We start from the raw sequence: 25,324 nt of genomic DNA, 5'->3' as shown, positions 1-25,324 counted from the left end.
ATTATTATGCAATTACAATTCTCTCCCAGGCTCGCTCCGATATAAGGGCGATTGCAGGCACGGACGCTGCCGGCGCCGGTATCAACCGGAGACAGAAGCCCCGGCAGGACGCAGCCGGCCATGCTCTTCCGCCCTTCTTCTTGATCCCTGCACTGTTGCCAAATCAACAGTAGCGATCCCGAAGCTGCGGGCCATGCAACAGCTCCGGCGGGCGCCGCACCCCGACGCCCCTGCCCCGTACCAAGAAACCAATATCCATTCATGGAGTTATATCGATCAATAATAATCCTGTGTTTTGGCATGAAGGCTGCTAAACCCCCCGCTCAAGCCCTTTCATGGAATTTCGTCTCTTGAGTTACGCCCAGCCACAGCGGGACCCCGGCCAGTTTCTTGTCGGCCTGAGCGCGGTCGTGGTCTTTCACGCGGCGCTGGTCTATGCGCTCGCCAGCGGCCTGGCGGGCAAGGTCGTCGAGGTCATCAAGGGGCCGCTGCAGGTCGCCCTGATCGAAGAAGTGAAGCCACCGCCACCGCCGCCGCCACCGCCGCCTAAAGTCGTCAAGCAACTGCCCAGGCCTGTCGTGCCGCCGCCCTCCTACGTGCCGCCGGTGGAAACGCCGGTGCAGCCGCCGCCGGCCCCGGTGATCCAGGCCACCGCCCCCGAGCCGCCGCCGCCCGCGCCCGCCGCCCCACCCGCTCCGGCCGTGCCGCAGCAACTCAGCATCGGCGTGGCCTGCCCGGACTTCCGCAACCATCCGCCGCAGATACCGCCGCAGGCGGAACGCCAGGGGCTGTCCGGCGACGTGGTGGTGGAGTTCACGGTGGATGCCAGCGGCTCCGTGAAGAACGTGCAGGTGACCCGCTCCACCAACTCGATCTTCAACTCGGCCGCCGTGCGCGCCGTCTCGCAGTACCGCTGCACCGCGCAGGGTCGCGAGGTGCGCGTCCGGCAACCGATTTCCTTCCGCGTCGACTGAGCCCGCCTGCTCCGCAACGTCGATCCCTTCGCTCGTTTCATCGATCCAAACCGATTCAACAGGAGTCGTTCCATGTCCTCCCTCAAAGGCCTTCGCACACTGACGGCCGCTCTCGCCCTCGCCGCCACGGCCCTGCTCCCCACCGCCTTGCTGGCGCAGGAAGCGCCCGCCGCTGCTTCCGAGGAGGCGGCAGCGTCCACCGCCGCACCGGCGCCCGCGGCCTCCCCGGCAACGGTCACGACCGACAACCCCTATGGCCTCAAGGCGCTGTGGAACGGCGGCGACATCGTCTCCAAGGGCACCCTCGCCATCCTGGTCCTGATGTCCGCCGGCAGCTGGTTCGTGATCTTCACCAAGCTCTATGAGCAGACCCGCCTGAGCCGCCAGGGCCGCAAGGCCAACGCCTCGTTCTGGACTGCCGACTCCGTGGAGCAGGCCGTCGAGACCCTGGATGCGGACAGCGCCTATCACCACATCGCCAAGTCCGGTGCGGACGCGACCGTCCGGCACAAAGGCCTGCTCGGCTACATCGACCTGAACGACTGGATCCAGCTGTCGATCCACCGCGCGATCGAAACGGTGCAGAGCCGCCTGCAGGGCGGACTCGCCTTCCTGGCGACGGTGGGCTCCACCGCACCCTTCGTCGGCCTGTTCGGCACCGTCTGGGGCATCTACCACGCGCTCACCGCCATCGGCATCGCCGGCCAGGCCTCGATCGACAAGGTCGCCGGTCCCGTCGGCGAGGCACTGATCATGACCGCCATCGGCCTGGCCGTGGCCGTGCCGGCGGTGCTGGGCTACAACTGGCTGGTCCGCCGCAACAAGGCGGCGCTGGAAAGCGTGCGCGGCTTCGGCGGCGAACTGCATTCGGTGCTGCTGGGCGCGGCCGCCGCACGTGCCGCCCAGGGCCACGCTCCGGTCAAACTCGTGCAGCACACCCCGCTGCAGGCCGCCGCGGCCCGGTAGTCCGACATGGGCATCCATATCGGCTCCGCCGACGATGAGGACGAGGTCGTCTCCACCATCAACACCACCCCGCTGGTGGACGTGATGCTGGTGCTGCTCATCATCTTCCTCATCACCATCCCGGTGGCGATCCGCACGGTGCCGGTCGAGCTCCCCAAGGAGCGCAACCAGCCGCGCATCACCAAGCCGGAGAACATCACCCTGTCGGTGACGCGCGCCGGCGACGTGTTCTGGAACGAGCAGCAGGTCGGCAACTCCGACCTGCTGCTCGAGAAGTTCACGGCCATCGCCCAGCAGGATCCCCAACCCGAGGTCCACATCCGCGGCGACGGCGACGCCGCCTACGAGCACGTCGGCCGGGTCGTCCTGGCCAGCCAGCGTGCCGGCATCGCCAAGCTCGGCTTCATCACCGAACCTCCGCCGCGGCAGTAGGCGGACCACCACCCAATGCAGGAAACCCGTTCATGGGCATGAATATCGGATCGGGCGCCGGCTCCGGCGACCCGGATGTCATCGTCGACATCAACACCACGCCGCTGATCGACGTGATGCTGGTGCTGCTGATCATGTTGATCATCACCATCCCCATCCAGCTGCACTCGGTCAACCTCAACATGCCGCTGGGCAACCCGCCGCCGCCCGCGGTACCGCCCGAGGTCGTGCGCGTGGACATCGCGCCCTCGGGCAGCATCCTCTGGAACGGGGAAACCCTGGCCGACCTGCCGGCGCTGGAAGCACGCCTCAAGGCAGCAGCAGCCCAGGAGATCACGCCCGAACTGCATGTCCGCCCCGACAAGCAGGCTGCCTACCGCGTCGTCGCCAGCGTCATGGCCGCGATCCAGCGCGGCGGGCTGACCAAGGTGGGACTGGTGGGTGGAGAGCAGTTCGCAGATTGAGCGCAAGCGTCTGGAACGAGAAAGGCGGCCAGGGCATCTGGCCGCCTTTTCTTTTGGACTGTGTTCCCAGGCTCCTACAAGCCCGGCATCGCATCACCAAGCAGCCGTTCGGCAACAAAAAAGGCGGCCATCCGGCCGCCCTTGTTTTGCCGCCGCCCGCTCAGGGCGCGATCTGCCCGCGAATCTCGCCGCCCTTGTTGGCCGCGGTGTGGATGTTCACGTACAGCTTGCCGGCCTTGAAGCTCTCGTAGTCCTCGTCGCTCAGCTTGGAGCCGGCCGGGACCGTCCACTCGCTCTCCGAGGCCTTGGTGAGGTGCACCACCGGCGGGCCCTTGTCGCCCGCCGCACCCTTGTGGATGTGCGCGGCGGTGGCGCCGGCCAGGTCCTTGGTCTTGATGCTGCCGGAGATGCTCTTGTCGTCGCCGACGGACAGCGTGCCGCTGCCGCTGGCGGAGGTGGTGACCGCCGGCGTCTCCTGGTCGCCGCTGAGCTTGATCTGGACGTCGGCGGCGCTGGCCGCTCCGCCCAGGGCCAGCAGCAGGATCGCTGCGGGAATCTTATGAAGTGCGTGTTTCATCGTGTCTGTTCCTTGAGTCTTTGAGAAAACGGCCTTCGCCCGATCAGGCGAAGACTTCCTTGACGATGTCGCCGTAGACCACCGTCGGACGCTCGGAGCGGCCGTTGTAGAGGAAGGTGGTCTTCAGGTGGTTCAGGCCCAGGGCGTGCAGCACCGTGGCCTGGAAGTCGTAGGTGGTCACGGCCTTGCCGACGGCCTTGAGGCCGATCTCGTCGGTCTGGCCCAGCGTGCTGCCGCCCTTGGTGCCGGCGCCGGCCAGCCATTGCGTGTAGCCCCAGGGGTTGTGGTCACGACCGGTGCCGGACTGGCCGTAGGAGGTGCGGCCGAACTCGGCGGTCCAGACCACCAGGGTGGAGTCGAGCAGGCCGCGCTCCTTCAGATCGGTCAGCAGCGCCGCGATCGGCTTGTCGACCATCTTCGCCTGCGCCTTGTGGTTGCCCTCGAGGTCGGTGTGCGCGTCCCAGTCGTTGTACTTGCCGGCCTTGCCGGAGACCACCTGCACGAAGCGCACGCCGTTCTCCACCAGTCGGCGGGCGCGCAGCAGGTTGGTGCCGTAGTCGTTGGTCTCGTCGGTGCCGATGCCATAGGCCGTACGCGTGGCGGCGGACTCCTTGTTGATGTCCACCACGTCGGGCACGGTGGTCTGCATGCGGTAGGCCAGTTCGTAGGCCTCCAGGCGGGCCTTCAGTTCCGTGTCGGCAGGACGCTTCGCCGCCTGGCGCTTGTTGAAGTCGCGCAGGAAATCCAGCGAATCGCGCTGCTGCCGGGACGACAGCAGTTCCGGGCGGTCCAGGTACAGGATCGGCGTTTCGCCCAGCTGCAGCGGTACGCCCTGGTAGACCGCGGGCAGGAAGCCGGCGGAGTAGTTCACCGAACCGCCGGCGAGACCACGTCCACCGTTGGACAGCACGACGTAGGGTGGCAGGTTGGGATTGCCGGAGCCCAGGGCATAGGTCACCCAGGCGCCCAGCGTCGGACGACCCGGGACCGCGCCGCTGGAGTTCAGCAGCATGGTGGAGATGTCATGCGTCGCGCCGATCGTCTCCATGCTGTGGATGAAGGCGAGCTCGTCGGCGTGGGTGCCGAGATTCGGCAGCAGGTCCGAGAACCACTTGCCGCTCTGGCCGTACTGCTTCCACTTGCGGTCGGAAGCCAGCAGCTTGCCGGCGCCGCCCTGGGTATTGACCTGCACACCCTTGAGGAAGGACTCCGGGATTTCCTGGTTGTGCAGCTTGACCAGTTCCGGCTTGTAGTCGAAGAGATCCTGCGCGGCGGGGGCGCCGTTCTGGTGCAGCCAGATCACCGACTTCGCCTTGCCGGGATAGTGCGTCGGCTTGGGGTCGAGGAAATTGGCGACGGGCGCCTCGGGCTCCGCGGCCATCACCGGCGAGAAGATTCCCGTCACGCCGATCATGCCGCCGACGGTATAGGCCGCCCCCTTGCCTGCCGACGCGAGGAAATCGCGGCGGGAGAGTTTGTCGTTGCTCATGGTTCTACTCCTTAACAAGGGGGTTCTAGAAGCGGTAGATGAATTCGTTGGTGTTGGACAGCGCGTGCGCCAGGTCGACGAAGGCGGCCAGGCGGGTCGGACTGACGTTCGGCACGTCCTTCAGGCCCGTCGGGGTGGCCACCGCGAACTTGCCGGAGGTCAGCTGCTCGCGGATCACGCCCTCGTGGTGCTTGAGGAAGGTCTTGGCGATCTGCTTCTCCTGCAGGTCCGGCGTGCGCGAATAGAGCACCTGGTACAGGCGGTCCAGCTGCGCGTCCTCGCTGCCGCCGGCCTCGCGGATCACTCGTCCGGCCAGGTGCTTGGACCATTCGAAGACCTGCTCGTTGTTGAACAGGGTCAGCGACTGCTGCGGCGTGGTGGTCACGTCGCGACGGCTGTGCGCGGCCTGCGGCGATGCGCTGTCGAAGGCCTCCAGCATCGGATACGGCAGGCTGCGCCGCACGTAGACATAGACACTGCGGCTGTACTGGTCCTGATCGTCCTTGGTCTGCGGCCAGAAGTCCGGCACGTTGCGGGCCGAGGCCTTGTAGATCACCTCAGGCAAAGGCGGGAAGGCACCCGGACCACCGTCCTTCTCCGTCAGCAGGCCGGCGGCGGCCAGCAGCGAGTCGCGCACCTGTTCCGTTTCCAGGCGCTTGCGCGGGAACTGCGCCAGCAGCTTGTTGTACGGATCGGCCGCGGCCACCTCCTTGCGCTCCGCCGAAGACTGGCGGTAGACGCTGGACAGCAGGATCTCGCGGCTCAGCCTCTTGGCGCTCCAGCCGTTCTTGACGAACTCCTCGGCCAGGTAGTCCAGCAGCTCCGGATGCGTCGGCTTCTGCCCGGCACGGCCAAAGTCGCTGACCGTGGAGACGATGCCATTGTCCAGGTACTGCGCCCACACCCGGTTGACGAACACGCGCGGCACCACGGCGTTGTCCTCCGACACCAGCCAGTTGGCCAGTGCGCTGCGGCGCCCGGACGAGGTCGCGGTCGGCACGATCTTCGCCTCCGTCTTGCCCGGCGTGAACAGCGCCGGGAACGCCGGCTGCACTTCTTCCAACGGCTTGTGGTGATCGCCCACCGCGTAGACGAACTGCGGCGCGGCGTCGGTGCCATGCTCGGTCAGGCCGGAGATGATCGTCGCACCCTGGACAGGACGCTTGTCGTTGAAGTCCTTCAGCTTGCCGTACAGCTTGCCGTAGTCCTCCTTGCGGGACTTGAGCTTGGCCAGCTTGTCCTTGTCGAATCCCGGGTCGGCCTGGGCCACTTCCAGGGCGTTGTTGAAGGCGCCGTTGGCCGCGGCATAGAAGCTGATGTCGAAGCCATAGTTGGGATTGTTGCGGATGACGTACTGGTCGAAGCGGTAGTTGATCCAGCGGTCCAGCGACTTCCATTCCGACTCCGGCTTGTACAGCGAGGCACGGGAGTCCTCGTAGAAGCGCTGGCGGCCGTACTCGACCACCTCGCCCCGGTACGGCTCCACGAAAGCCGCGAGCTTGCCGCGGACGTCCTTGGTCTCTTCTTCCCAGGCGGCGTAGTCCTTCTCGAACTTCAGCTCGCGCTCACCCTTCTCGATCACCGGCAGGTTGTCGCTGGGCAGCGTGTTGGTGAAGAAGGCCTGCAGCTGGAAGTATTCCTTCTGCGACACCTTGTCGAACTTGTGATCGTGGCAACGGGCGCACTCCACCGGGTGACCCAGCAGCGCCGTGCCGACCGTGTCGGTCATGTCGGTGATGCTGTTGTAGCGCTTCTCCAGCAGGTCGCGATGGTCGGGGGCATCCGGGTAGCCGCGCAGGAAGCCGGTGGCCACCAGGGCCTCCTGCTTGCCCGGCCATAGTTCGTCGCCGGCGATCTGCTCGCGCACGAACTGGTTGAAGGGCTTGTCCTGGTTGAAGGACTTGATCACGTAGTCGCGGTAACGCCACATGCCGGGGCGCTGCTCGTCGTCCTGGAAGCCCTGCGTGTCGGCGTAGCGCGCGAGGTCCAGCCAGCGGCGGCCGATGCGTTCGCCGTACTGCGGGGAGGCCAGCAGGCGGTCCACCAGCTTCTCGTAGGCGTCGGGAGAGCGGTCGTTGACGAAGGCCCTGACCTCTTCCGGCTTGGGAATCACGCCGGTCACGTCCAGGTAGACGCGACGGATCAGCGTGCTCCTGTCGGCTTCCGGCGAGGGCTTGAGCTTGGCCTCCTCCAGCCGCGCCAGCACGAAGCGGTCGATGTCCGTACGCGCCCAATGCTTGTCCTTCACGGCAGGCACGGCGGGAACGGCGAGCGGACGGTAGGCCCAGTTGCCCGGCAGGCGCGCCTTGGACTGCGGCGTCGCCTTGTCCTCCGCGGGCTTCACGAACACGCCATGCGGGATCGGCAGCTTTGCCTTGCCATCCATGGCGGCGGGCTTTTCCTGCGCGGCCAGGGCGCCGGCGCCCAGGGCCGTGGCGACGCCCAGCACGAAGGCAAGGCGCTTACTGTTGCTCATGAAACCTCTCCTGATGATCTGGAAAACTTCAAAGTGGAGCTCCGCTCCATCCGCCCACCAGGGCAAGACGCATACCAAGCCGGAACTCATCGAACACAAATTCAAGGTGTTGTTTTGTAAAGCTTTAATTACGGACGATCCGTGAGGGAAAGACAGCCGCTGTCGCGCTTACAACAGTTGCTGTTGATTGCCGAACAGTGCCTGCCTGCAGAACGGTTCCGGGCCCCTCGCGGGGCCCGGAACCTGCTGCTGTGGGGATAGCGTCCCGACGCCTTACAGCCTGCTGGTGAAAGTCAGGCCGAACTGGCGCGGGAAGCCGGGCGCCCAGGCGTTCCAGGTCTTGTTGCGCGGCGTGTCGTCGTCGAACACGTTCTTGACGAAGAAGCCCACCTCGGCCCGGCCTCGCGAATCGCCGAAACCCAGCGACAGGTCCGTCGTGCTGTAGCCACCGATGACCGCGTACTCCGACAAGGCGTTGTCCGAATTGAAACTGCTGACGTAGTTGGTGGTGAAGCCGCTACGGAAGACCTTGTTGTTGGCCAGCGGCAAGCTATGGTTGGCGCCCACGCTGAAAGACCACTTGGAGGCGCCGGGCAAGGTTTCTCCCGATGCGTCCCGATAGGTTTCGGGTTGCTCGTTGCTTCGCTCGACTGGCTTCGCCAGGTTGGGGAATTCCTTGTAGTACGCGTCGTTGTATGCGCCGGAGAAGCGCAGAGATGTGTTCTTGATGCCGGTGTATACCCCGTCGATCTCCACACCCTGCGCACGAACCTTCGGGACATTGCCGGCCACGGAGGCAAATATCGCCCCGCCGCCACCCGCCGCGGTGGCGAGTTCGTCAAGCACCAGAAGGTTCTGCTGATAGTCCTCGATATCGTTGAGGTAGATCGCAGTATTGAGCAGCAGATCTCCACCCAGCAGCGTCGATTTGGCGCCGATCTCGAAGGCAGTGTTCTTCTCGGGCTTCACCTCGTACTCCACCAGGGTCCCGGAAGTGGACAGCACGCCCGGCAGACCAGACTTCTCTCCGTAGGCTGCCGACAGGTAGCCCGTTACGTTCTCATTGAACTTGTAGCGCGGGGCGAAGCTGGCAGTGTAGATGTCGTCTTCGTAAGGCTTGGCGGCATACGAAGAATAGGTCGCACCGATACGCCCGCTGCGGATTGCCTTGGCATCCGCAACCTGCCGCATCTGAGCTGGCGTGAGGCTGGCATAGGTCGTGACACCAAAATAGCGCTGCGCGACACTGTCGGCCAAGGCTATTTGCTCTGGCGTATTGGTGCTTGTCGATATGTCTCCGAGGTTGTTCGAGTTGAAGCCTCCACGATTCCCTGGGTTCAGCGCAGCACCATAGCCATTCTCCTTGATGAAGGCCCTCGTGGTCAGTTCACGCTTCTCGTGGCCAAAACGGACACCCGTATTGACCGTCAACGGCTCGGTAACGTGCCAGTCCGCGTTCGCATACAGTGCGGTGGAAGTGTTCTCCGACTTCGTTGGCGTCTTCTTCCAGAGATCGGCAAGGGAATCGTTGAGCAGGGCGCGGCCGGAAACGCCATTCGGACCAGTAACGTCCAGGCGATCGTACTGTTGTTTCGACGCAAACCAGGCGCCGGCATCCGTACCAAAGATCGCATTTCCTGCCGAGTCGCTGATGGCGCGCTGCAGGAAAACGCCAGCTTGGTAGTCGACAAGGTCCTCCACCTGTGACACCAGGCGGAATTCCTGACTGGCTTGCGAATAGACCTTGTTCTGGCCAGCGGCGGTCTGCACATCGAACACCGTGCCTTCATCGTCGCGGAAAGCGTTGAAGTAGTAGTCCCTGAAGCCCGAGATCGAGCTGAGCTGGTACTTGTCGGCGACGTTCCAGTTCACCTCGAGATTGGCGCCGTTGCTGCCCGTGACCACGCCCTGCTGGGTATCACTGGCGATGAACTCCTGGTTGAAGTAGTCGCCGGGGACGGTGTAGTCCGTGTTGCGCGTAAACCAGGGGCGCGCCAGGCGGGCCTCCGTCGTCAGATTGACCGTTGTGAGGGTGCCATCCGCATAGCGCGGCGGCGTGGCCTTGAAGAAGAAGTTGGTGGAGCCGATGTTGACGTTCTCGCTGTTTCGCGGGCTGACCTCGCCGCTGAACTTGATGTCGAGGTTCGGCGCAGGCGTCAGCAACAGCTGCATGCGGCCGGTTACACGATCAGAGCTGATGTAGCGATTGTCGGGGTTGTAGCTGTTGCGGATCCAGCCGCCGCCCTTGTCGACGTTGACCGTGGTTCGATAGGCCAGCAGGTTGTCGATCAACGGACCGGTGCTGACGGCGGTGGCCTTGACACTGCCATTGGAATCGCCGTAATCCTGGTCCTGGTACTTGCTGAAGCCAACCGTGACCTCGTTGTACGGCGTGAAGGACGGCCGTTTGTAGTTGACGCGGATCGTGCCGATGCTGGCATTCCTGCCGAACTGTGTGCCCTGTGGCCCGCGGGCGACCTCGACCGTATCGACGTCCACGAAGTTGAAGTAGGCCATCTGGTTGAAGGCATAGCCGATGCCATCGACATAGAGACCGACGCTGGGATCGCCGTTGTCGATGTTGGCGATCTTGCCCAGGCCACGGATCGAGTAGTTGCTGGTGGAGCTGTTGCCGTAATTCCACTTCACGTTCGCCAGGCGCTTGGTGATCGCCTCCAGCGTGACCGCGTCCTCGCGCTTGAGATCCTCTCCCGAGACTACCGAGATCGACTGAGGTATGTCCTTTACGCGCTGCAGTGTCTTCTTTCCGGACACCACGACGCGGTCGAGTTCCGTGGGTTCGTCGGAGCCAGCCTGCTCCGTCTGCTCCGGCGCCACCTCGGTCGCTGCCGCCGCCGGAGCGACGGGTTCGGCCTGGGCGTTCGCCGCGTCGGGCGCTGCGCGCTTCAGCGCTTCCAGTTGCTGGCGCAGTTGCTCGTTCTCACGCTGCAGCGCTTCCAGGCTCTGTTCTTCCGCCGCCCAGCTCAGGCTCGGCGCGCCGAGCGACACGCCGCCCAGGACCGCGAGAATGCTGGAGTGAATCAACGTCCTCTTGAACTGCGTGACATGCGCAGCCTGGCCGCGTCCCTGATGTTTCTGTTTACCGCGAACCTTGCCGCCCATCCCTGTTGCTCCCATGAAGTGAGCGGAGGGCTACGCAACCGATATGCCAATACAGCCAGGAAATCCGCGCGGCGGCGCATCAATTGATCTATGAAATTTCGTCAACGAATACAGCGCCTTGCAACCATCAAAAAGCCGAGGGTCCTTATGTCGAAAAACGGCATAAGCACTGCCGAAAAAAACACTGCGCAAACTGCAGCAGCGCCAGCCCCGCTGCTGCTGCTGGAGCAGCAGCGAGGCGATGTCCGCGTGCTACTTCTTCTTCGGCTTTTTCGTGGTCGCGAGGGCGCGGGCCTGCTCCAGTGCCTTGGCGACGTTGTCCACCGGAGACAGCCCTCCGATCGTCGCGACGATCTTGCCGTCGGTATCGATCAGGAAGCTGGTGCGCTCCGCCCTGCCGTGGAGGATGTCGGCGCCACGCGTGTCCTTCTTGCCCGGGGCAGCTTCCCTGACTTCGAGGCCATAGGCCCTGGCGATGTCGCCATTGCCGTCGGAGGCCACCGGCAGCTTGCCGGCGCAGTACTGCGGATCGGCCGAGAATGATTCGAGCCGGCCGATGTCATCCAGCGACACACCGACCACGCTGGTGCCGGCGGCGGCGAAGTCTCCCAGCGATTCGGCAAACGTATGAGCCTGGACGTTGCAGCCGTTGGTGTACGCGGAAGGATAGAAGTAGACCACCACCGGTCCCTTCTGCAGGGCTTCGCGCAGGGAGTAGTCGAAGGCCTTTCCATCGAGCGCCGCGCGGGTCTTGAACTCCGGTGCCGCATCGCCGGGGGACAGGGCGGCCTGGGCGGGCAGGCAGCAGGAAGCCGCCAGCATCAGCATCATCCACAACTTTTTCATGATCGATCCTCTTGGGTGTTGGCTGGCGCTTTCAGCGCCGGGAAATATGATCGGCAAGCGCGTCGATATCGGCGTCGCTCAAGGGTGCGGCAATGCTGCCCATGGGACCGTCGGCGGCAGCGCCGCGTTCCCCGGCACGCCAGGCACGCAGCTGGCTCGACAGGTAGGGCGCGTGCTGGCCGTCGATGCGCGGCGCACCGGCAATGCCAGCATCGTGACAGGAGGCGCAGGCAGGAACACCGCGTGCCGGATCGCCGCCCTGGAAGAGCTGGAGCCCCAGGCCGGCGCTGCCCTGCCCGCGTCCCGCCGCCAGGCTCGAGAAGTAGGCGGCCAGGTCTTGAATCTCGTTGTCCTCGAGGTTGCGCGCCAGCACGAACATCAGGTCGTTGCGGCGCCGGCCGTCGCGGAAATCGCGCAGCTGCCGGACCAGGTAGTCGTAGCGCTGCCCCGCGAGCCGCGGATAGCGGCCCGACTCGGGACTACCGTCGACCGCACGCTCGTGGCACTCCAGGCAACGCAGGTCGCGGGCGGCGGCTTCGCCTTCTGCGGCATCGCCGGCCGCCGCGCCAGGCATGGCGGCCGTCAGCGCCAGCATGGCCAGCGCGACATGCCGCGGGCTGAGCCACCGCATCAGGATTTCTTGTAGACCTTGTGGCAGGACTTGCAGGTCTTCGAGAACTCCGAATTCTTCGCGTTCGCAGCATCGAAGTCCCCGGCTTCCACGAAGCGGCCGATGTCGCCCAGCAGGCTACGGCCGTCGTGCGCGATCGCCGCGGCGTCGGCGGCATCGCCCTTCTGCGCATAGTGGTCCTCGACCTGCGCAAGCATGGCGTCGAGGTCGGCGATGTTGGCCTTGGCGGCCGGCCCGTCGGCGAGGGACAGGTTGGAGACCAGATCCTTGGCGGTGTCCTCGACGGTCTGCATCAGATCCATGTCGAACTCGCTGGCGGCCCAGCCCAGGGACAGCCAGCCCAGGGCCGCCAGGCCCGGTATCGCGAAAATCTTTTTCATGGCGATGGGGAATTGAAGGCTCAGCGACGCGGCCCGCTGGGAAGCGCCGCGATCTTCTTCGGCACCGGCGCTATCTTCAGCAGGCTGCCGCCTTCCTGTTCATAGGTCTGCGCCCCCACCGCGCCTGCCACCTTGAATCCCCGGGAGGCCAGCAGGTCGCCGGCGGCGCCGGCCCGGTTGGCATGGTTGGAAACCGTGACGACCCTGCGCTCGCGCGGGATGTAGGCGAGGTACTTCTCGAGGTCCTTCGACTGGATGCTGAGGTAGGCCGGGAAGCCACCGTTGCGGGTCAGTTCGTCCGGCCGGCGGACGTCGATGATGACGATCTTCCGGGGCTTGGCCAGCAGCTTGTCGAACTCGCTGCGGCTGAGCTTCGGCGTCTTGTACTTCCAGCCTTCCGCCTGCGGGACGGCAGGCTCGGCCTTCTGCGGTGCCTGGGCCGCCGCGGCCGGCATCGTCGCGAACAGGGCGAAAACGGCCGACAGGCCCAGCAGGGTGATCTTGTTCATCGTGATGTGTTCGGCAGAGAGGAGGGTGGAAGAGAAATCAGTCCTTGACCTTGTAGTCGTCGTGGCAGGAGCGGCAGGTCTGGGTCAGCTTGGCGAACTGCGCCTTCACCGCGGCCTGGTCGCCAGTACCGGCGATGCGGGCCAGCTCACTGGCTTCCTTGGTGAAGTTGCCGGCCAGTTCGCCGACCTTGGCGCTGTCCTGGAAGAAGCCCGGCTTTGTGGCAGTGTCGTGCCAGCCCTTGCCCTGCTCGGTGCCGGCGGGAAACAGCGAGCCGAGACCGGAAGCGGCGATGGCCGCCGTGCTGTTGGCGGCCTTCACCACCTCTTCCCTGTTGTACTGCTGGCCCTCGACGTTGGCCTTGATGCGCGAGCTGTTCCAGGCGAGCACCTGGAAGACGGACTGGCGCCACTTGATGAGCGCCTCCGGCTTGGGCGCGGCCTGCTGGGCCAGCGTTGCCGTGGAAGCCGCGAGAACGATGGCGGCCAGCGTGATCTTGATGAACTTCATTCGAGTCTTTTCTGGGAACAATGGGTCGTTTCGAGTCACCACGCCGGCGCCGGGGTGGCGGCCGGTGGTGGTGGAGGCGGTAGAAAGCCGCCGGTGGCGGCATAGACGGCCAGGCCGCTGAGGCCCAGCGCCAGCAGCAGGCTGCCGACGTGCAGCGCCAGGCGAACCGGCTCGGTAGCCGGCAACGGCGCAGCCGCAGGCAATTCCTTCCAGCCGGTGACCATGGGGCGAATCAGCCGCTCGCGCTTGATCCGCACGTGGAACACGATGGCCGCGAAGTGCAGCACGATCAGGCCCGCCAGCGCGTAGAACAGCCAGCCATGCCAGGCGCGCAGGCGGTCGGACAACTCCTTGCTGATCAGATCCGCCAGCGGCCCCTGGTAGGTGATGTCGTCATTGGTGAACAAACCGGTGCCGACCTGCAGGGCGACCACGCCCAGCAAGGCCAGGACCGACAGCGCGCCGAGCGGGTTGTGGCCGATGCCCTGCCACTGCCCGCGCAGGTAGTCGCGGATCGTGCGCGGCCCGCGGACGAACTGGGCGAATCGCGCCGTACGCGATCCAACCACGCCCCAGGCCAGCCGGAACACGACCAGCCCGACGATCGCGATGCCGCTGCGGCCATGCCAGTCGATCCACGCGCCGCCGATCTGGCCCGTGATCACGGAAACCGCGATGGCGAACACCAGCAACCAGTGGAACAGCCGTGTCGGCAGGTCCCAGACGAAAACGCGTTGCATGCAGGCCTCTTACGCGGCCCCACGCAACTGCGTGTTGAAGAACGCCACGGTGCGGCTCCAGGCCAGCGCTGCCGCGGCCTGGTCGTAGCGCGGCGTGGTGTCGTTGTTGAAGCCGTGCTGCGCGCCGGCGTAGACATGCGCCTCGTAGCGAACGCCGGCGTCCTTCAGTGCCGTCTCGTAGGCCGGCCAACCGGCGTTGATGCGATCGTCCTTCTCCGCGTAGTGGATCAACAGCGGCGCCTTGATGCGCGGCACGTCCTCCGCTGGCGGCTGGTTGCCGTAGAACGGCACCGCAGCACCCAGGTCCGGCACGCGCGTGGCCAGGAAGTTGGCGATGCCGCCGCCGTAGCAGAAACCGACCGCGCCGACCTTGCCGTTACCACCGGGCAGTGCCTTCAGATGCGCCACCGACGCAAGGAAGTCCTCGCGCACCTTGTCCTGGTCGAGCTGCTTGAACAGCTCGCGGGCCTTTTCCTCGTCGCCCGGATAACCGCCGAGGTTGAACAGCGCGTCGGGAGCGAAGGCGATGAAGTTATCCAGCGCCAGGCGGCGGGCAATGTCCTCGATGTGCGGATTGAGCCCGCGGTTCTCGTGCACCACCAGCACCAGCGGCAGCTTGCCCTTGACCTTGGCCGGCTTCACCAGGTAGCCGCGAACCTTGCCGTTGCCCTGCGGCGACGCAAACTCCAGGTACTCGGCCTTGATGCGGGCGTCGGCCGGCGGCACCTGCTGTGCCTGCGCGAAGTTCGGGCTCAGGGCTTCCAGCAGGCCCTCCGCCGCCACCACGCTCACCGCGAAGCGCGCAGCGCCGCTCAGGAACCCACGGCGCGTCACCTGACCATGGACGTATTGGTCGAACAGCTTCAGGACTTCCGGGTGAAAGTCGTCAACGGTCTTGCGTGTCATGTCTGGCTCCCTGTCGTGAATGCGGTCTACTTGACCCGCCCACGATAGCCGCTGGCCAGGGTCGGCAGGCGGTACACCGATCCGCGGCCGACGATGTAGAGCGTCTTCTTGTCGGCGCCCGCGAAGGCCAGGTTCTGCGGCTTCTTCGGCAGCTGGATCACGCCCAGCGTCTTGCCCTCGGCCGTGAAGACTTCGACACCGGCATTGGTGGCGACGTAAAGACGTCCATCCGCGTCGACGGCAAGGCCGTCCGCGCCGCTGCTCCAGCTGTCGTTCTCGCCCTTGCGCCAGCCGACCAGGCGCGCGAAGTCGCGGCGATTGCTCACCGAGCCGTCCTTGGCCACGTCGTAGGCCAGCACGTGTTCGCCCGGTGTATTGGCGACGTACAACACCTTCTCGTCAGGGCTGAGCTGGATGCCGTTGGGCCGCTGGATGTCGTTGGCCACGCGCTTCAACTCACCTTTGGCGGTGATGTAGTACACCGCCGGCTTGGCAGGCGTCTTGTCCGACACCGGCTGCGGCTGGTTGGCGTTGGCGCCGGAGTCGGTGAAGTAGATGCCGCCGCGCTTGTCCGCCACCAGGTCATTGGGGCGCCCGAACGGCAGACCCTCGAAACCTTCGGCCAGCGTCTTCTCGTGGCCCGCCGGCTGGATCACGCCGACGCGCGTCTGCGCGGTCTGCACCGACACCAGGTCGCCACGCGGCGTGTAGGCCAGCGCATTGGAACTGTTGTTCTGCTCGGAGAACACCGAGAAGCTGCCGTCCGCCGCGATCTTGAGAATCCGGCCCGCCTGGTTTTCCGTGAACAGCAGGCCGCCATCGGGAGCAGCAATCGGGCCCTCGGTGCCCTTGAGGTCTTCCTTGAGCAGTTCGATGCGCGTGCCGGCAGCGACCACACCGGGAATCTCCGTGGTCAGCAGGTCTTCGGCATGGGCGGCATTCGCGCCCAAGACAGCCGCCACGGCCAGCGCCAGGCCGGTCTTCGAACGTGGGGCGGTCAGCCGCGCGGAAGCGGCAGCAAAAAAGGTCATGCGGGATTCTCCGAAAGCAATGAAATCGTCGTTGGCTTTCGGCTTGGAGCAGGGACTGTGCCATGCGGTTCGCGGTGCACAGCCACAGGCTGCACAGTTCGCTTAAGTCGTGGATTGCCCGCGGGATTTACGACCAGGAGTGCAGCAGGCACGCGCCGCGAAAGCACCCTGGATCACGCTGTCGCCTGCTGCGATATCAACAGAATCCGGCTGCGCTGCTTCCCAAGCAACAGCCTCAGCCGTAGCGCGAATGCTTGTGGATCTGGCGATTGGCCAGCGGCGCGATCAGGCGCAGCAGGTGGCGCTTCATGCCTATCTGCTTGCGCATGGCCTGCAGGTAGTCGTCCAGACTGTGGCGCTGGAACTGCAGCAGTTCCTGGCTTTCGGCGGTGTCGAGCCAGTCGCCGAAGAAGAAAGTCGGGCCCGGCTTGAATTTTTCCGCCCGCAACGGCCCCAGGCCCATGGTGCCCAGCACGGCGTTGTAGAACTCCAGCGCACGGGTCTGGCAGCGCGCCCCACCGCCGACGAACAGGGTCTTGCCGATGGCAGCATCGCAGCTCACCGCGTTGGCGAAGGCCAGGCCGGCATCCTCGGGGTGTACGAACTCCGCGCGGCCGTCGATCGTGGCCTCGAACATGATCGCCATGTCGGAAGGATCGCCCGCGCGCAGTTCCACCGGCGGGCAGGCGGCAATGCGCAGGATGGTCCAGTCCAGCTTGCCGGCGCGCAGCAGTTCCTCGCAGCGTACCTTGGTCTGGCCATAGTGATCGGTGGGGGCCGGGGCCTCGTCGATCCGCAGCGGTGGCGTGCGGCGATGCTGCTCCTGCCCCGCCACGCCCATGCTGGAGGCGAACACCAGTCGCCGCGCCTGCGGCGAAGCTTCCATCTGCCGCAGCAGTTCCTCGGTGGCAGTGACGTTGACCCTGGTCGCCAGTGCCGGGTTGCTCTCCGACAGCGGCGGGATGATCGCCGCCATGTGCACCACGGCATCCACGCCCTGCAGCGCGGCACTCACCACCGCCGGATCGCCGAGGTCGCCCCAGGCCGTTTCGATGCGCTCGCCGAATCCCGCCGCCAGTGCGCGGGTGCGGTCGTTGGCCAGGTCCAGGCAGCGCACGCGATGGCCGGCAGCCAGCAACTGGCGCAGCACCTGGGAACCGATGTTGCCGAAAGCCCCGGTCAGAAGAACAGTCTTGCCCACGATCCACTCCTGCGGCGATAGGTTTCACGGTATCCCTGAGCGGCCGCTGAATCGCCCTGCAAACGGAGGGTTTGCAAACCTCGCGAACCAGTGGCCGTATCCCCCGGTCACAAAGGGTGACACTGCAAGGACGCAGACATGCCACAACAACAAGGACATCGCCTGGCCGTACTGTGCCTCGCTGCCCTGCTGGGTGTAGCGACACAGGCTGATGCGCGCCCCGCCCCCGAGGCCACCGGCGACGTCGTCAGCGATCTCAATGCCTCCCCGCCCCTGCAACGCGGTGCCCACAGCGCGGCGGTGCTGCGCGCCCAGATACTGATCGACCGCGCGCACTTTCCCAGCGGAGAGATCGACGCCGTCTACGGTTCCAACATGGCGCGCGCGGTCGCCGCCTGGCAGAAGAGCCGGGGCCTGCGCGCCAGCGGCAGCATCGATGCGAAGTCCTGGGCGGAACTCATCCGCGACAACACGCCGCCGCTGCTGACCTACCGCGTCAGCGACGCCGATGCCGCCGGCCCCTACCAGACCATCCCCGAAGACATGATGGAAAAAGCGGCGCTGCCGGCGCTGGGCTACCGCTCGGCGGAGGAGGCCTTGGCCGAGCGTTTCCACATCAAGCCCGAACTGCTGCGCCGCCTGAATCCCGACAGGGACTTCGCCAGGGCCGGCGAGGAGATCATCGTGCCCAACGTCGCGCGCGGCCCGCTGCCTGCCGCCGCCAAGGTGGTGGTGGACCGCTCCGACCTGTCGGTATCGCTGGTCGATGCCCAGGGCCGGACCGCCGCGCGCTTCCCCGCCACCATCGGCAGCCGCCACGATCCGCTGCCGCTGGGCAAGTGGAAGATCAAGGGTGTGGCGCGCGATCCGCCGTTCCACTACAACCCCGGCCTGTTCTGGGACGCCGAAGCCGGCCACTCCAAGGCGAAGATCGCGCCGGGGCCGAACAACCCGGTGGGCGTGGTGTGGATCGACCTGTCCAAGCCGCATTACGGCATTCACGGCACGCCCGAGCCCGGCACCATCGGCAAGACGCAGTCGCATGGCTGCATCCGCCTGGCCAACTGGGACGCCGCCGCGCTGGCCGAAGCAGTCAAGCCCGGCACGCCGGCGCTGCTGCGGCGCTGAGCAGACAGGAGGCACAGCCATGCGCGAAGTCTGGATCTTGCTCGCGGGACTGGTGGCCGGCGGCCTGCTGTCGCTATGGGTCGGCCCGCCACCGCCGGAGGAACCGCCGCTGGCACCCGCCGTGGTGGTGACACCCCTGGAAAATGTCTCACCGGTGATCGCGTCCGCCGTCGCGATGGCGCCCGACACCTCGCCGGCGCCGGTCGACGCGGAAAGATCGCTGGCCACCGAAAGCCCAACGGCGCCGCTGCTGATCCCGGTGTCGGGTGTGGCCGCCGCACAGCTCAGCGACAGCTTCCAGGACGGCCGCGGCGGCACGCAGCAGCATGAAGCCATCGACATCATGGCCCCGGCAGGCACGCCGGTACTGGCCACCGCCGATGGCCGCATCGTCAAGCTGTTCGCCAGCGTGCCGGGCGGCCTGACGATCTACCAGTTCGACCCCGCCGAAACCCGCGCCTACTACTACGCCCACCTCGATCGCTATGCCGAGGGCATCGTCGAGGGCCTGACCGTGAAGCGCGGCGACCTGCTCGGCTACGTCGGCTCCAGCGGCAACGCCAACCCGGCCGCGCCGCACCTGCACTTCGCGATCTTCCTGCTCGGCCCCGAGAAGCACTGGTGGCAGGGCACCGCGATCAATCCCTACCCGCTGCTGGCCGCGCCCTGAGCGCCGCGGCAGGCAAGGACGCATGCCCCACACCGCCCTGCATGGACGTTCGAACACCCGTATCGCCTTGTTCGCGACCGCGGGCGCCTTCGCGGTCGCCCTGCTGCTGGCCGGCGCCTGGCGCTGGACGCCGCTGCACGACTACGCCGAGCCACGGGAAATCGCCCATTGGCTGATCCGCCTGCGCCACAGCCCCTGGGCGCCGCTGGCCATCGTCGGCCTGTACCTGCTGGCCAGCGCCCTGCTGTTTCCCAACACCCTGCTGAACGTCGCCGTGATCCTGGCCATGGGCACGGGGATCGGCCTGGCCTGCGCCCTCGGCGGCAGCCTCAGCGCCGCGGCGCTGTTCTACGCCCTGGGCGCCCGCTACGGCCAGGAGCGGCTGCAGTCACTGGACCTGCCCGGCATCGACAGGCTCAGCCGCATGCTGCGCAAGGGCGGCATCCCCGGCATGGCCGGCCTGCGCCTGGTGCCGATCGCTCCCTACAGCGTGGTCAATCTCGCCGCCGGCGCGCTGCGGGTACGGTTCTGGAGTTTCATGATCGGCACCCTGCTGGGACTGCTGCCCGGCAACCTGCTGGTCACCGCCTTCGGCCACCAGGCGCGTGCCCTGCTGCGCGACCCCGGCCCCGGCGGTTACAGCCTGATGGCCGCGATCCTGGTCGCCGCGGGACTGTGGTTGTGGTGGCTGCGGCGCCGGGCACTGCGCGACGACGCCTGATCTGTACTCCCCGGCGTCAGCTCCGGGGAGTACAGCAAAGCACACAAGAGCCCCTCCCCTGTGTCTGCCGCTTCGCCCCGGCCGGCCCGAGACTATGGCGACTCGCCCGTTCCTGGAGTCCGCCATGTCGCCATCGCCGCGCTTCCCCCCCGATCCCTCGCGGACCGCCGCCCCGCGCGGCCTGCTCGCGGTGCTGGGCATCGCCCTGCTGGGCGTGTCGCTGGTCTTCGGCCTGGGCCTGGTCCAGGAACTGGGCCGCGCCGCGACCCTGGACCGCGGCGGCCGCAGCGTGGAAGCCCGCCTGCTGCGCGAGCAGCCGCTACCCGCCGAAGGCGCTACCCGGCGGCGCTACCTCTACGAGATCGCCTACGAGGGCAGCCAGCGCCACTTCCTGAGCGACGAGCCCCTGCCGGCCGGGGCACCGCTGTGGGTGCGCTACGACCCCGCTGCACCCCTGACTGCTGATCTGTACACCTCCGAGCCACGCGGCAGTGCCCTGCAGTACACAGGCCGCCTGCGCCTGATGCTGGCCTGGACCCTGTCGGGACTGCTGGCGGCTGCAGTGGGCCTGCGCTGCCTGCGTAGTCCGCGCCAGATCGCGCAGCCCCTGTCAGGGGCTTGCCATCCACCAAGAACCGCACATTTTGGAATATAAATAAAATTCCAAATTCCTTTTTAAGTGAATCTCTCTCCAGTAACCTGCCCGGCAACTGGAGAACACCCGATGAGCTGGCAAACCAACCTGCGGTACCTGATTGTCCCCGGCCTGCGCAGCAGCGGCCCGGGGCACTGGCAGACCCATTGGGAAAGCGCCCTGGGCGCCACGCGCGTCGAACAGCTCGACTGGGACACCCCCGACCTGGAGCGCTGGAGCGCCCGCGTCGTCGCGGCGGTGAACCCGGACCCGCGGCCGGCGGTGCTCATCGCGCACAGCTTCGGCACCCTGGCCGCCGTCCACGCCCTGCGCCGCGTGGCGCCGAAGATTCGCGGCCTGCTGCTGGTGGCGCCGGCGGCGCCGGAAAAGTTCGGCATCACCCGCCTGCTGCCGCAACTGCCGCTGGGCATCCCCAGCATCCTGGTCGGCAGCCAGTCCGATCCCTGGCTGAGCCTGTCGCGCGCCCGCGCGCTGGCGGCCACCTGGGACAGCGAGTTCCTCAACCTGGGCGATGCCGGCCACGTCAACACCGACAGCGGCTACGGTCCCTGGGCCGACGGCCTCAAGCTGCTGGAGCGCCTGGAGGCCAAGCAGGAGACCCCGCGTGCGGTGCCGCGCCGGTCCCCGGCCCTGGTACCGGGCTTCGCCAAGCCGGCGCTGACCCAGGCGGCGTCCTTCGCCTGGTAAGGAAGCGCTAAGCTGCGGCGCATGAGCGCGCCGCAGCTATACGCCGAACTCGCCGACATCACCCGGCTGCAAGTCGACGCCATCGTCAACGCCGCCAACCAGACCCTGCTGGGCGGCGGTGGCGTGGACGGGGCGATCCACCGCGCCGCCGGCCCGGAGCTGCTGGCCGAGTGCCGCGGCCTCGGCGGCTGCCCCACCGGCGAGGCGCGCATCACCGCCGGCCATGGGCTGCCGGCACCCAAGGTCATCCATACCGTGGGCCCGGTCTGGCAGGGCGGCAATGCCGGCGAGCCGGAACTGCTGGCGCGCTGCTACCGCAACAGCCTGCGGCTGGCGCTGGACAACGGCGTGAAGCGCATCGCCTTCCCGGCGATCAGCTGCGGGGTCTACGGCTACCCCGTCCCCGCCGCCACCGCGATCGCGGTGCGCGAGGTGCGCGCCTTCATCACCGCCCACGGCCAGCCGGCCGAGGTGATCTTCGCCTGCTACAGCGAGGCGATCCTGGACGCCTACGAACGCGAACTGGCGCGGCCGCCCTGATAAGGGAGCAGCCTTTTCAGGGATAATGGCGGAATGTCCGCCTTTCCCCTGTTCGTCACCACGCCTCGCGGCGTCGAAGCCCTGCTCGCCGCCGAGCTGACCCAGCTCGGCGCCACCGAGGTCAAGGAGCGCATCGGCGGCGTCGCCTGCCAGGGCGATGTCGCGGTGGCCTACCGTGCCTGCCTGTGGTCACGCCTGGCCAGCCGCGTGCTGATGCCACTGCGCACCTTCCCCCTGACCGGCACCGACGGCCTCTACACCGCCGCGCGTGAACTGGCCTGGGACGACCTGTTCACCGCCTCGCACCGCTTCGCGATCGAGGTGGCCGGCCACTCGGCCAACGTCACGCATACCCATTACGCGGCGCTGAAGGTGAAGGACGCGATCGTCGATCACTTCCGCGACACGGCGGGCCAGCGCCCGGACGTGGACACCGACAACCCGGACATCCGCATCCACCTGCACCTGGACAAGGAGCAGGCGACGCTGAGCCTGGACCTGGCCGGCGACAGCCTGCACCGCCGCGGCTACCGCCTGCGCGGGGTCGAGGCGCCGCTGAAGGAAAACCTCGCCGCCGCGATCCTGGTCCGCGCCGGCTGGCCGGACCTGGCGGCGCAGGGCGCAGGGCTGGTGGACCCGATGTGCGGCTCCGGCACCCTGGTGATCGAAGCGGCCTGGATGGCCGGCGACGTCGCCCCCGGCCTGATGCGCGAAAAATGGGGCTTCGAGGCCTGGCTGGACCACAAGCCCAAGGTCTGGTCCGACCTGCATGCCGAAGCCCTGCAGCGCCGCAGCGAGGGCCTGAAGAAGCTGCCGCCGATGGCCGGCAGCGACATCGACCTGGGCGCACTCAAGTCCGCCCGCAAGAATGCCGCGCAGGCGGGCCTGACCGGCAAGATCGACTGGACCCAGCTCGACGCGCTGGAAGCACGGCCCGTCGGCGAGATGCCGGGCCTGGTGGTGGTCAACCCGCCCTACGGCGAGCGCCTCGGCGCCGAGGGCGAGATCATCAAGCTGTACTCGCTGTTCGGCATGTCGCTGAAGCGCCAGTTCCCTGGCTGGAAAGCCGCGGTCTTCACCAGCCGCCCGGACCTCGGCCCGCGCCTGGGCCTGCGCGCCGGGCGCATGTACTCGCTGTTCAACGGCGCCCTGGCCTGCAAGCTGCTGAACTTCGACATCAACCCGGTCTCCGCCAACCCGCCGCCGCGCGGCGGCGAGGAGTACGCCAACCGCCTGCAGAAGAACCTCAAGCACCTCGGCAAGTGGGCCAAGCGCACGGGCGTGAGCTGCTACCGCGTCTACGACGCCGACCTGCCGGACTACGCCATCGCCGTGGACCTCTACGAGGCCGACGAGCAGCTGCACGTGCACGTGCAGGAATACACCGCGCCCAAGACCATCGACCCGGTGAAGGCCGAGATCCGCCTGCGCGAGGCATTGGCGCATACCAGCGAGATCCTCGAGGTGCCGGCCTCGCGCATCCACTTCAAGATGCGCCGCTCGCAGAAGGGCACGGCACAGTACGAGAAGCACGACGAGATCGGCCACTTCCTGGAGATCGACGAATACGGCTGCAAGCTGCGCGTGAACTTCGAGGACTACCTCGACACCGGCGTGTTCCTCGACCACCGCCCGATCCGCAAGCGCATCCAGCTGGAGAGCGCGCGCAAGCGCTTCCTCAACCTGTTCTGCTACACCGGCGCCGCCACCGTGCATGCCGCGCTGGGCGGTGCCACCGAGTCGGTGTCGGTGGACCTGTCCAACACCTATCTCGACTGGGCCGCGGAAAACCTGCGCCTCAACGGCTTCGACAGTCAGCAGAGCGGCACCCTGCGCGACCGCCGCGACCAGATTCACCGCTCGGCCGGTTCCGGCGGACCCTGGCGCACGAAGCAGCAGGCGCCGCACGAACTGGTGCGCGCCGACTGCATGCAGTGGCTCAAGATCGCCGCCACCAAGCCGGGCGAGCGCTACGACCTGATCTTCTGCGACCCGCCGACCTTCTCCAACTCCAAGAAGATGGAAGGCATCCTCGACGTGCAGCGCGACCACGTGGAAATGATCCAGGGCTGCGCGGCATTGCTGGCGCCGGGCGGCGTGCTGTACTTCTCCACCAACCGTCGTGGCTTCAAGCTCGACGAGGCGCTGCTCGAAGGCTTGCAAATCAAGGACATCACCGCGCAGACCCTGGACGAGGACTTCAAGCGGCCGCCGCCGGCACACCGCTGCTGGCAGATCCGCAAGGACTGAACTTCGCCTCGTAATCAGGTTGCAATACGGGCGTAACGGCAAGGCCCTAGCCTGAAAAGGCTATGACCGTTGCCCCCCCAATGCTGCCTCCCCCGCCCACCGCCAGCGGTGAAATTGCCGGCCTGCTTCAGACGGTCGCACCCGTCAGCTCCCGGCTGACGATCGACGCTGCGGCCGAGCTGTTCCTGCACCCCGAGTACGCACGCATGCTGTGCCTGCCGGTGGTGACACAGGACGGCCAGCCGGTGGGCACGCTCAGCCGCCACACGCTCAACGGCATCTTCCTGCGCCGCTTCGGCCGCGAGATCTTCGGCCCGCGCGCGGTGACCCAGGCGATGAACGCCGCCCCCCTGGTGGTCGACATCCGCAGCACGCTGGAGCAGGCCGCCGCCGAGATCACCGCCAAGCTCGGTGCGCCGATCACCGAAGACTTCGTGATCGTCGACAACGGCCGCTACCTCGGCATGGGCATCGTGCTCGACCTGATCTCCGCGCTGCAGAAGCGTGTCGGGCAGGCCGCCCATGAACTGGGCGAAGCCTACGGCCAGCTGCAGGCCTCGCAGACACAGCTGGTGCAGTCCGAGAAGATGGCCTCGCTGGGCCAGATGGTCGCGGGCGTGGCGCACGAGATCAACACGCCGCTGGGCTATGTGCGCAACAACGTCGACATGATCCGCGGCGTGTTCGACCAGGTCAGCGAGGTGCTGGACGCCCACGAGCAGCTCGGCAAGCTGCTCAACGACGAAACCGCAGATGCCGACACCGTGGCCCAGCAGATGGCCGACTGCGCCGCGGTGATGGCCGAACTGCGCGAGAACCAGTTGCTGGAAGACACCCTCGCCCTGTTCGGCGACACGCTGTTCGGCGTCGACACGATCAAGGACCTGGTGGTGAACCTGCGCAACTTCTCGCGCCTGGACCAGGCCCGCGTCGCCGAGGTCTCGATCAACGACTGCATCGAGCAGACGCTGACCATCGCCAACAACGTGCTGAAGGACCGCGTCGAGATCCTCAAGCAGTACGGCGACATTCCGAACATTTCGTGTTCGCCGTCGCAGATCAACCAGGTCCTGCTCAACATCATGACCAACGCCGCCCAGGCGATCGAGCACGACCAGGGCAAGCTGCTGCTGCGTACCGAGGCCAGCGAGCATTCGGTGCGCATCCACATCCAGGACAACGGCAAGGGCATGCCGCCGGAGGTCCTGAAGAAGATCTTCGACCCCTTCTTCACCACCAAGCCGATCGGCCAGGGCACCGGCCTGGGCCTGTCGATCAGCTTCCAGATCGTGCAGGCGCACGGCGGGCGCATCGACGTGGTGTCGGAACCGGGCCGCGGCACCAAGTTCGTCATCAGCCTGCCGCTGGTACAGCCGGCTGCCGGGACGGCCGCCCCGGTCGCCTCCATCGCCGCGTAGCC

Annotated in this window: 25 protein-coding genes; 12 read left to right on the top strand and 13 right to left on the bottom strand. The window is 66.7% G+C overall.

The genetic code is table 11. The features are described from left to right. Positions 1-350 precede the first annotated feature (350 nt). From D0B54_RS07185 to D0B54_RS07170, 4 genes are all read left to right on the top strand, one after another. The gene (locus tag D0B54_RS07185) at positions 351-974 is read left to right on the top strand and encodes an energy transducer TonB (RefSeq protein ID WP_117290565.1); all 624 of its coding nucleotides are present in this window, start codon (positions 351-353) and stop codon (positions 972-974) included. A gap of 72 nt (positions 975-1,046) precedes the next feature. Continuing rightward, positions 1,047-1,940: a MotA/TolQ/ExbB proton channel family protein gene (locus D0B54_RS25160; RefSeq protein ID WP_117290563.1), complete on the top strand. Its 894-nt coding sequence runs from the start codon at positions 1,047-1,049 to the stop codon at positions 1,938-1,940. Between the two features lie 6 nt (positions 1,941-1,946). Then, positions 1,947-2,372 (top strand): ExbD/TolR family protein, encoded by a 426-nt coding sequence (locus D0B54_RS07175; protein ID WP_117290561.1) that lies wholly within the window; start codon positions 1,947-1,949, stop codon positions 2,370-2,372. A gap of 32 nt (positions 2,373-2,404) precedes the next feature. Continuing rightward, the gene (locus tag D0B54_RS07170) at positions 2,405-2,836 is read left to right on the top strand and encodes an ExbD/TolR family protein (RefSeq protein ID WP_117290559.1); all 432 of its coding nucleotides are present in this window, start codon (positions 2,405-2,407) and stop codon (positions 2,834-2,836) included. Between the two features lie 160 nt (positions 2,837-2,996). Here D0B54_RS07170 and D0B54_RS07165 read toward each other — a convergent pair whose 3' ends face one another. The 13 genes from D0B54_RS07165 to D0B54_RS07105 form a co-directional block, all read right to left on the bottom strand. After that, positions 2,997-3,413: a CHRD domain-containing protein gene (locus tag D0B54_RS07165; RefSeq protein ID WP_117290557.1), complete on the bottom strand. Its 417-nt coding sequence runs from the start codon at positions 3,411-3,413 to the stop codon at positions 2,997-2,999. Between the two features lie 43 nt (positions 3,414-3,456). Then, entirely contained in the window at positions 3,457-4,902 is a 1,446-nt protein-coding gene (locus tag D0B54_RS07160; RefSeq protein ID WP_117290555.1) for a DUF1501 domain-containing protein, read from the bottom strand. Between the two features lie 25 nt (positions 4,903-4,927). Further along, positions 4,928-7,378 carry a DUF1549 and DUF1553 domain-containing protein gene (locus tag D0B54_RS07155; RefSeq protein WP_117290553.1) on the bottom strand — a complete coding sequence of 817 codons (2,451 nt, stop codon included), beginning with the start codon at positions 7,376-7,378 and terminating at the stop codon, positions 4,928-4,930. A gap of 273 nt (positions 7,379-7,651) precedes the next feature. Beyond that, positions 7,652-10,501 (bottom strand): TonB-dependent receptor, encoded by a 2,850-nt coding sequence (locus tag D0B54_RS07150; RefSeq protein WP_162932269.1) that lies wholly within the window; start codon positions 10,499-10,501, stop codon positions 7,652-7,654. 252 nt (positions 10,502-10,753) lie between these two features. Further along, positions 10,754-11,347 carry a peroxiredoxin gene (locus tag D0B54_RS07145; protein WP_117290549.1) on the bottom strand — a complete coding sequence of 198 codons (594 nt, stop codon included), beginning with the start codon at positions 11,345-11,347 and terminating at the stop codon, positions 10,754-10,756. 31 nt (positions 11,348-11,378) lie between these two features. Continuing rightward, a complete protein-coding gene (locus D0B54_RS07140; protein ID WP_117290547.1) occupies positions 11,379-11,978 on the bottom strand; it encodes a c-type cytochrome in 600 nt (199 codons plus the stop codon). Next, positions 11,978-12,358: a hypothetical protein gene (locus D0B54_RS07135; protein WP_117290545.1), complete on the bottom strand. Its 381-nt coding sequence runs from the start codon at positions 12,356-12,358 to the stop codon at positions 11,978-11,980. The genes D0B54_RS07140 and D0B54_RS07135 overlap by 1 nt, the downstream gene beginning before the upstream one ends. Before the next feature lie 20 nt (positions 12,359-12,378). Further along, complete coding sequence (locus D0B54_RS07130) at positions 12,379-12,867, bottom strand: rhodanese-like domain-containing protein (RefSeq protein ID WP_117290543.1); 489 nt, start codon at positions 12,865-12,867, stop codon at positions 12,379-12,381. A gap of 37 nt (positions 12,868-12,904) precedes the next feature. Continuing rightward, a complete protein-coding gene (locus D0B54_RS07125) occupies positions 12,905-13,375 on the bottom strand; it encodes a c-type cytochrome (protein WP_117290541.1) in 471 nt (156 codons plus the stop codon). A 35-nt stretch (positions 13,376-13,410) separates the two neighbouring features. After that, a complete protein-coding gene (locus D0B54_RS07120; RefSeq protein WP_117290539.1) occupies positions 13,411-14,115 on the bottom strand; it encodes a cytochrome b/b6 domain-containing protein in 705 nt (234 codons plus the stop codon). A gap of 9 nt (positions 14,116-14,124) precedes the next feature. Beyond that, positions 14,125-15,021, bottom strand: coding sequence for a dienelactone hydrolase family protein (locus D0B54_RS07115; RefSeq protein ID WP_117290537.1), 897 nt, complete (start codon positions 15,019-15,021; stop codon positions 14,125-14,127). A gap of 26 nt (positions 15,022-15,047) precedes the next feature. Beyond that, a complete protein-coding gene (locus D0B54_RS07110; protein ID WP_117290535.1) occupies positions 15,048-16,052 on the bottom strand; it encodes an SMP-30/gluconolactonase/LRE family protein in 1,005 nt (334 codons plus the stop codon). Positions 16,053-16,287: 235 nt separating this feature from the next. Further along, positions 16,288-17,253, bottom strand: a complete 966-nt coding sequence (locus tag D0B54_RS07105; protein ID WP_162932268.1) for an NAD-dependent epimerase/dehydratase family protein — start codon at positions 17,251-17,253, stop codon at positions 16,288-16,290. A gap of 138 nt (positions 17,254-17,391) precedes the next feature. Between D0B54_RS07105 and D0B54_RS07100 the strand changes: the two genes are divergently transcribed. The 8 genes from D0B54_RS07100 to D0B54_RS07065 all read left to right on the top strand — a co-directional run bounded on the left by D0B54_RS07100 (position 17,392) and on the right by D0B54_RS07065 (position 25,322). Next, complete coding sequence (locus tag D0B54_RS07100) at positions 17,392-18,381, top strand: L,D-transpeptidase family protein (protein ID WP_117290531.1); 990 nt, start codon at positions 17,392-17,394, stop codon at positions 18,379-18,381. 19 nt (positions 18,382-18,400) lie between these two features. Continuing rightward, on the top strand, positions 18,401-19,051 hold the full coding sequence (locus D0B54_RS07095) for a M23 family metallopeptidase (protein WP_117290529.1): 651 nt from the start codon (positions 18,401-18,403) through the stop codon (positions 19,049-19,051). Positions 19,052-19,073: 22 nt separating this feature from the next. Then, positions 19,074-19,772, top strand: coding sequence for a TVP38/TMEM64 family protein (locus D0B54_RS07090; RefSeq protein WP_117290527.1), 699 nt, complete (start codon positions 19,074-19,076; stop codon positions 19,770-19,772). 124 nt (positions 19,773-19,896) lie between these two features. Further along, positions 19,897-20,427, top strand: a complete 531-nt coding sequence (locus tag D0B54_RS07085; RefSeq protein WP_117290525.1) for a DUF3592 domain-containing protein — start codon at positions 19,897-19,899, stop codon at positions 20,425-20,427. 69 nt (positions 20,428-20,496) lie between these two features. Then, positions 20,497-21,114, top strand: a complete 618-nt coding sequence (locus tag D0B54_RS07080; RefSeq protein WP_117290523.1) for an RBBP9/YdeN family alpha/beta hydrolase — start codon at positions 20,497-20,499, stop codon at positions 21,112-21,114. A 21-nt stretch (positions 21,115-21,135) separates the two neighbouring features. Beyond that, a complete protein-coding gene (locus tag D0B54_RS07075; protein ID WP_117290521.1) occupies positions 21,136-21,654 on the top strand; it encodes an O-acetyl-ADP-ribose deacetylase in 519 nt (172 codons plus the stop codon). Positions 21,655-21,687: 33 nt separating this feature from the next. After that, the gene (rlmKL, locus tag D0B54_RS07070; RefSeq protein WP_117290519.1) at positions 21,688-23,904 is read left to right on the top strand and encodes a bifunctional 23S rRNA (guanine(2069)-N(7))-methyltransferase RlmK/23S rRNA (guanine(2445)-N(2))-methyltransferase RlmL; all 2,217 of its coding nucleotides are present in this window, start codon (positions 21,688-21,690) and stop codon (positions 23,902-23,904) included. Positions 23,905-23,984: 80 nt separating this feature from the next. Beyond that, complete coding sequence (locus D0B54_RS07065) at positions 23,985-25,322, top strand: sensor histidine kinase (protein ID WP_117290517.1); 1,338 nt, start codon at positions 23,985-23,987, stop codon at positions 25,320-25,322. The last annotated feature ends 2 nt before the right edge of the window (positions 25,323-25,324 follow it).

Origin of the sequence: Solimonas sp. K1W22B-7, assembly GCF_003428335.1 — a bacterium.
Lineage (GTDB): Bacteria > Pseudomonadota > Gammaproteobacteria > Nevskiales > Nevskiaceae > Solimonas_A.
Note: the sequence above shows the minus strand (reverse complement) of the source record. Positions and strands in the feature narration are given on the sequence as shown.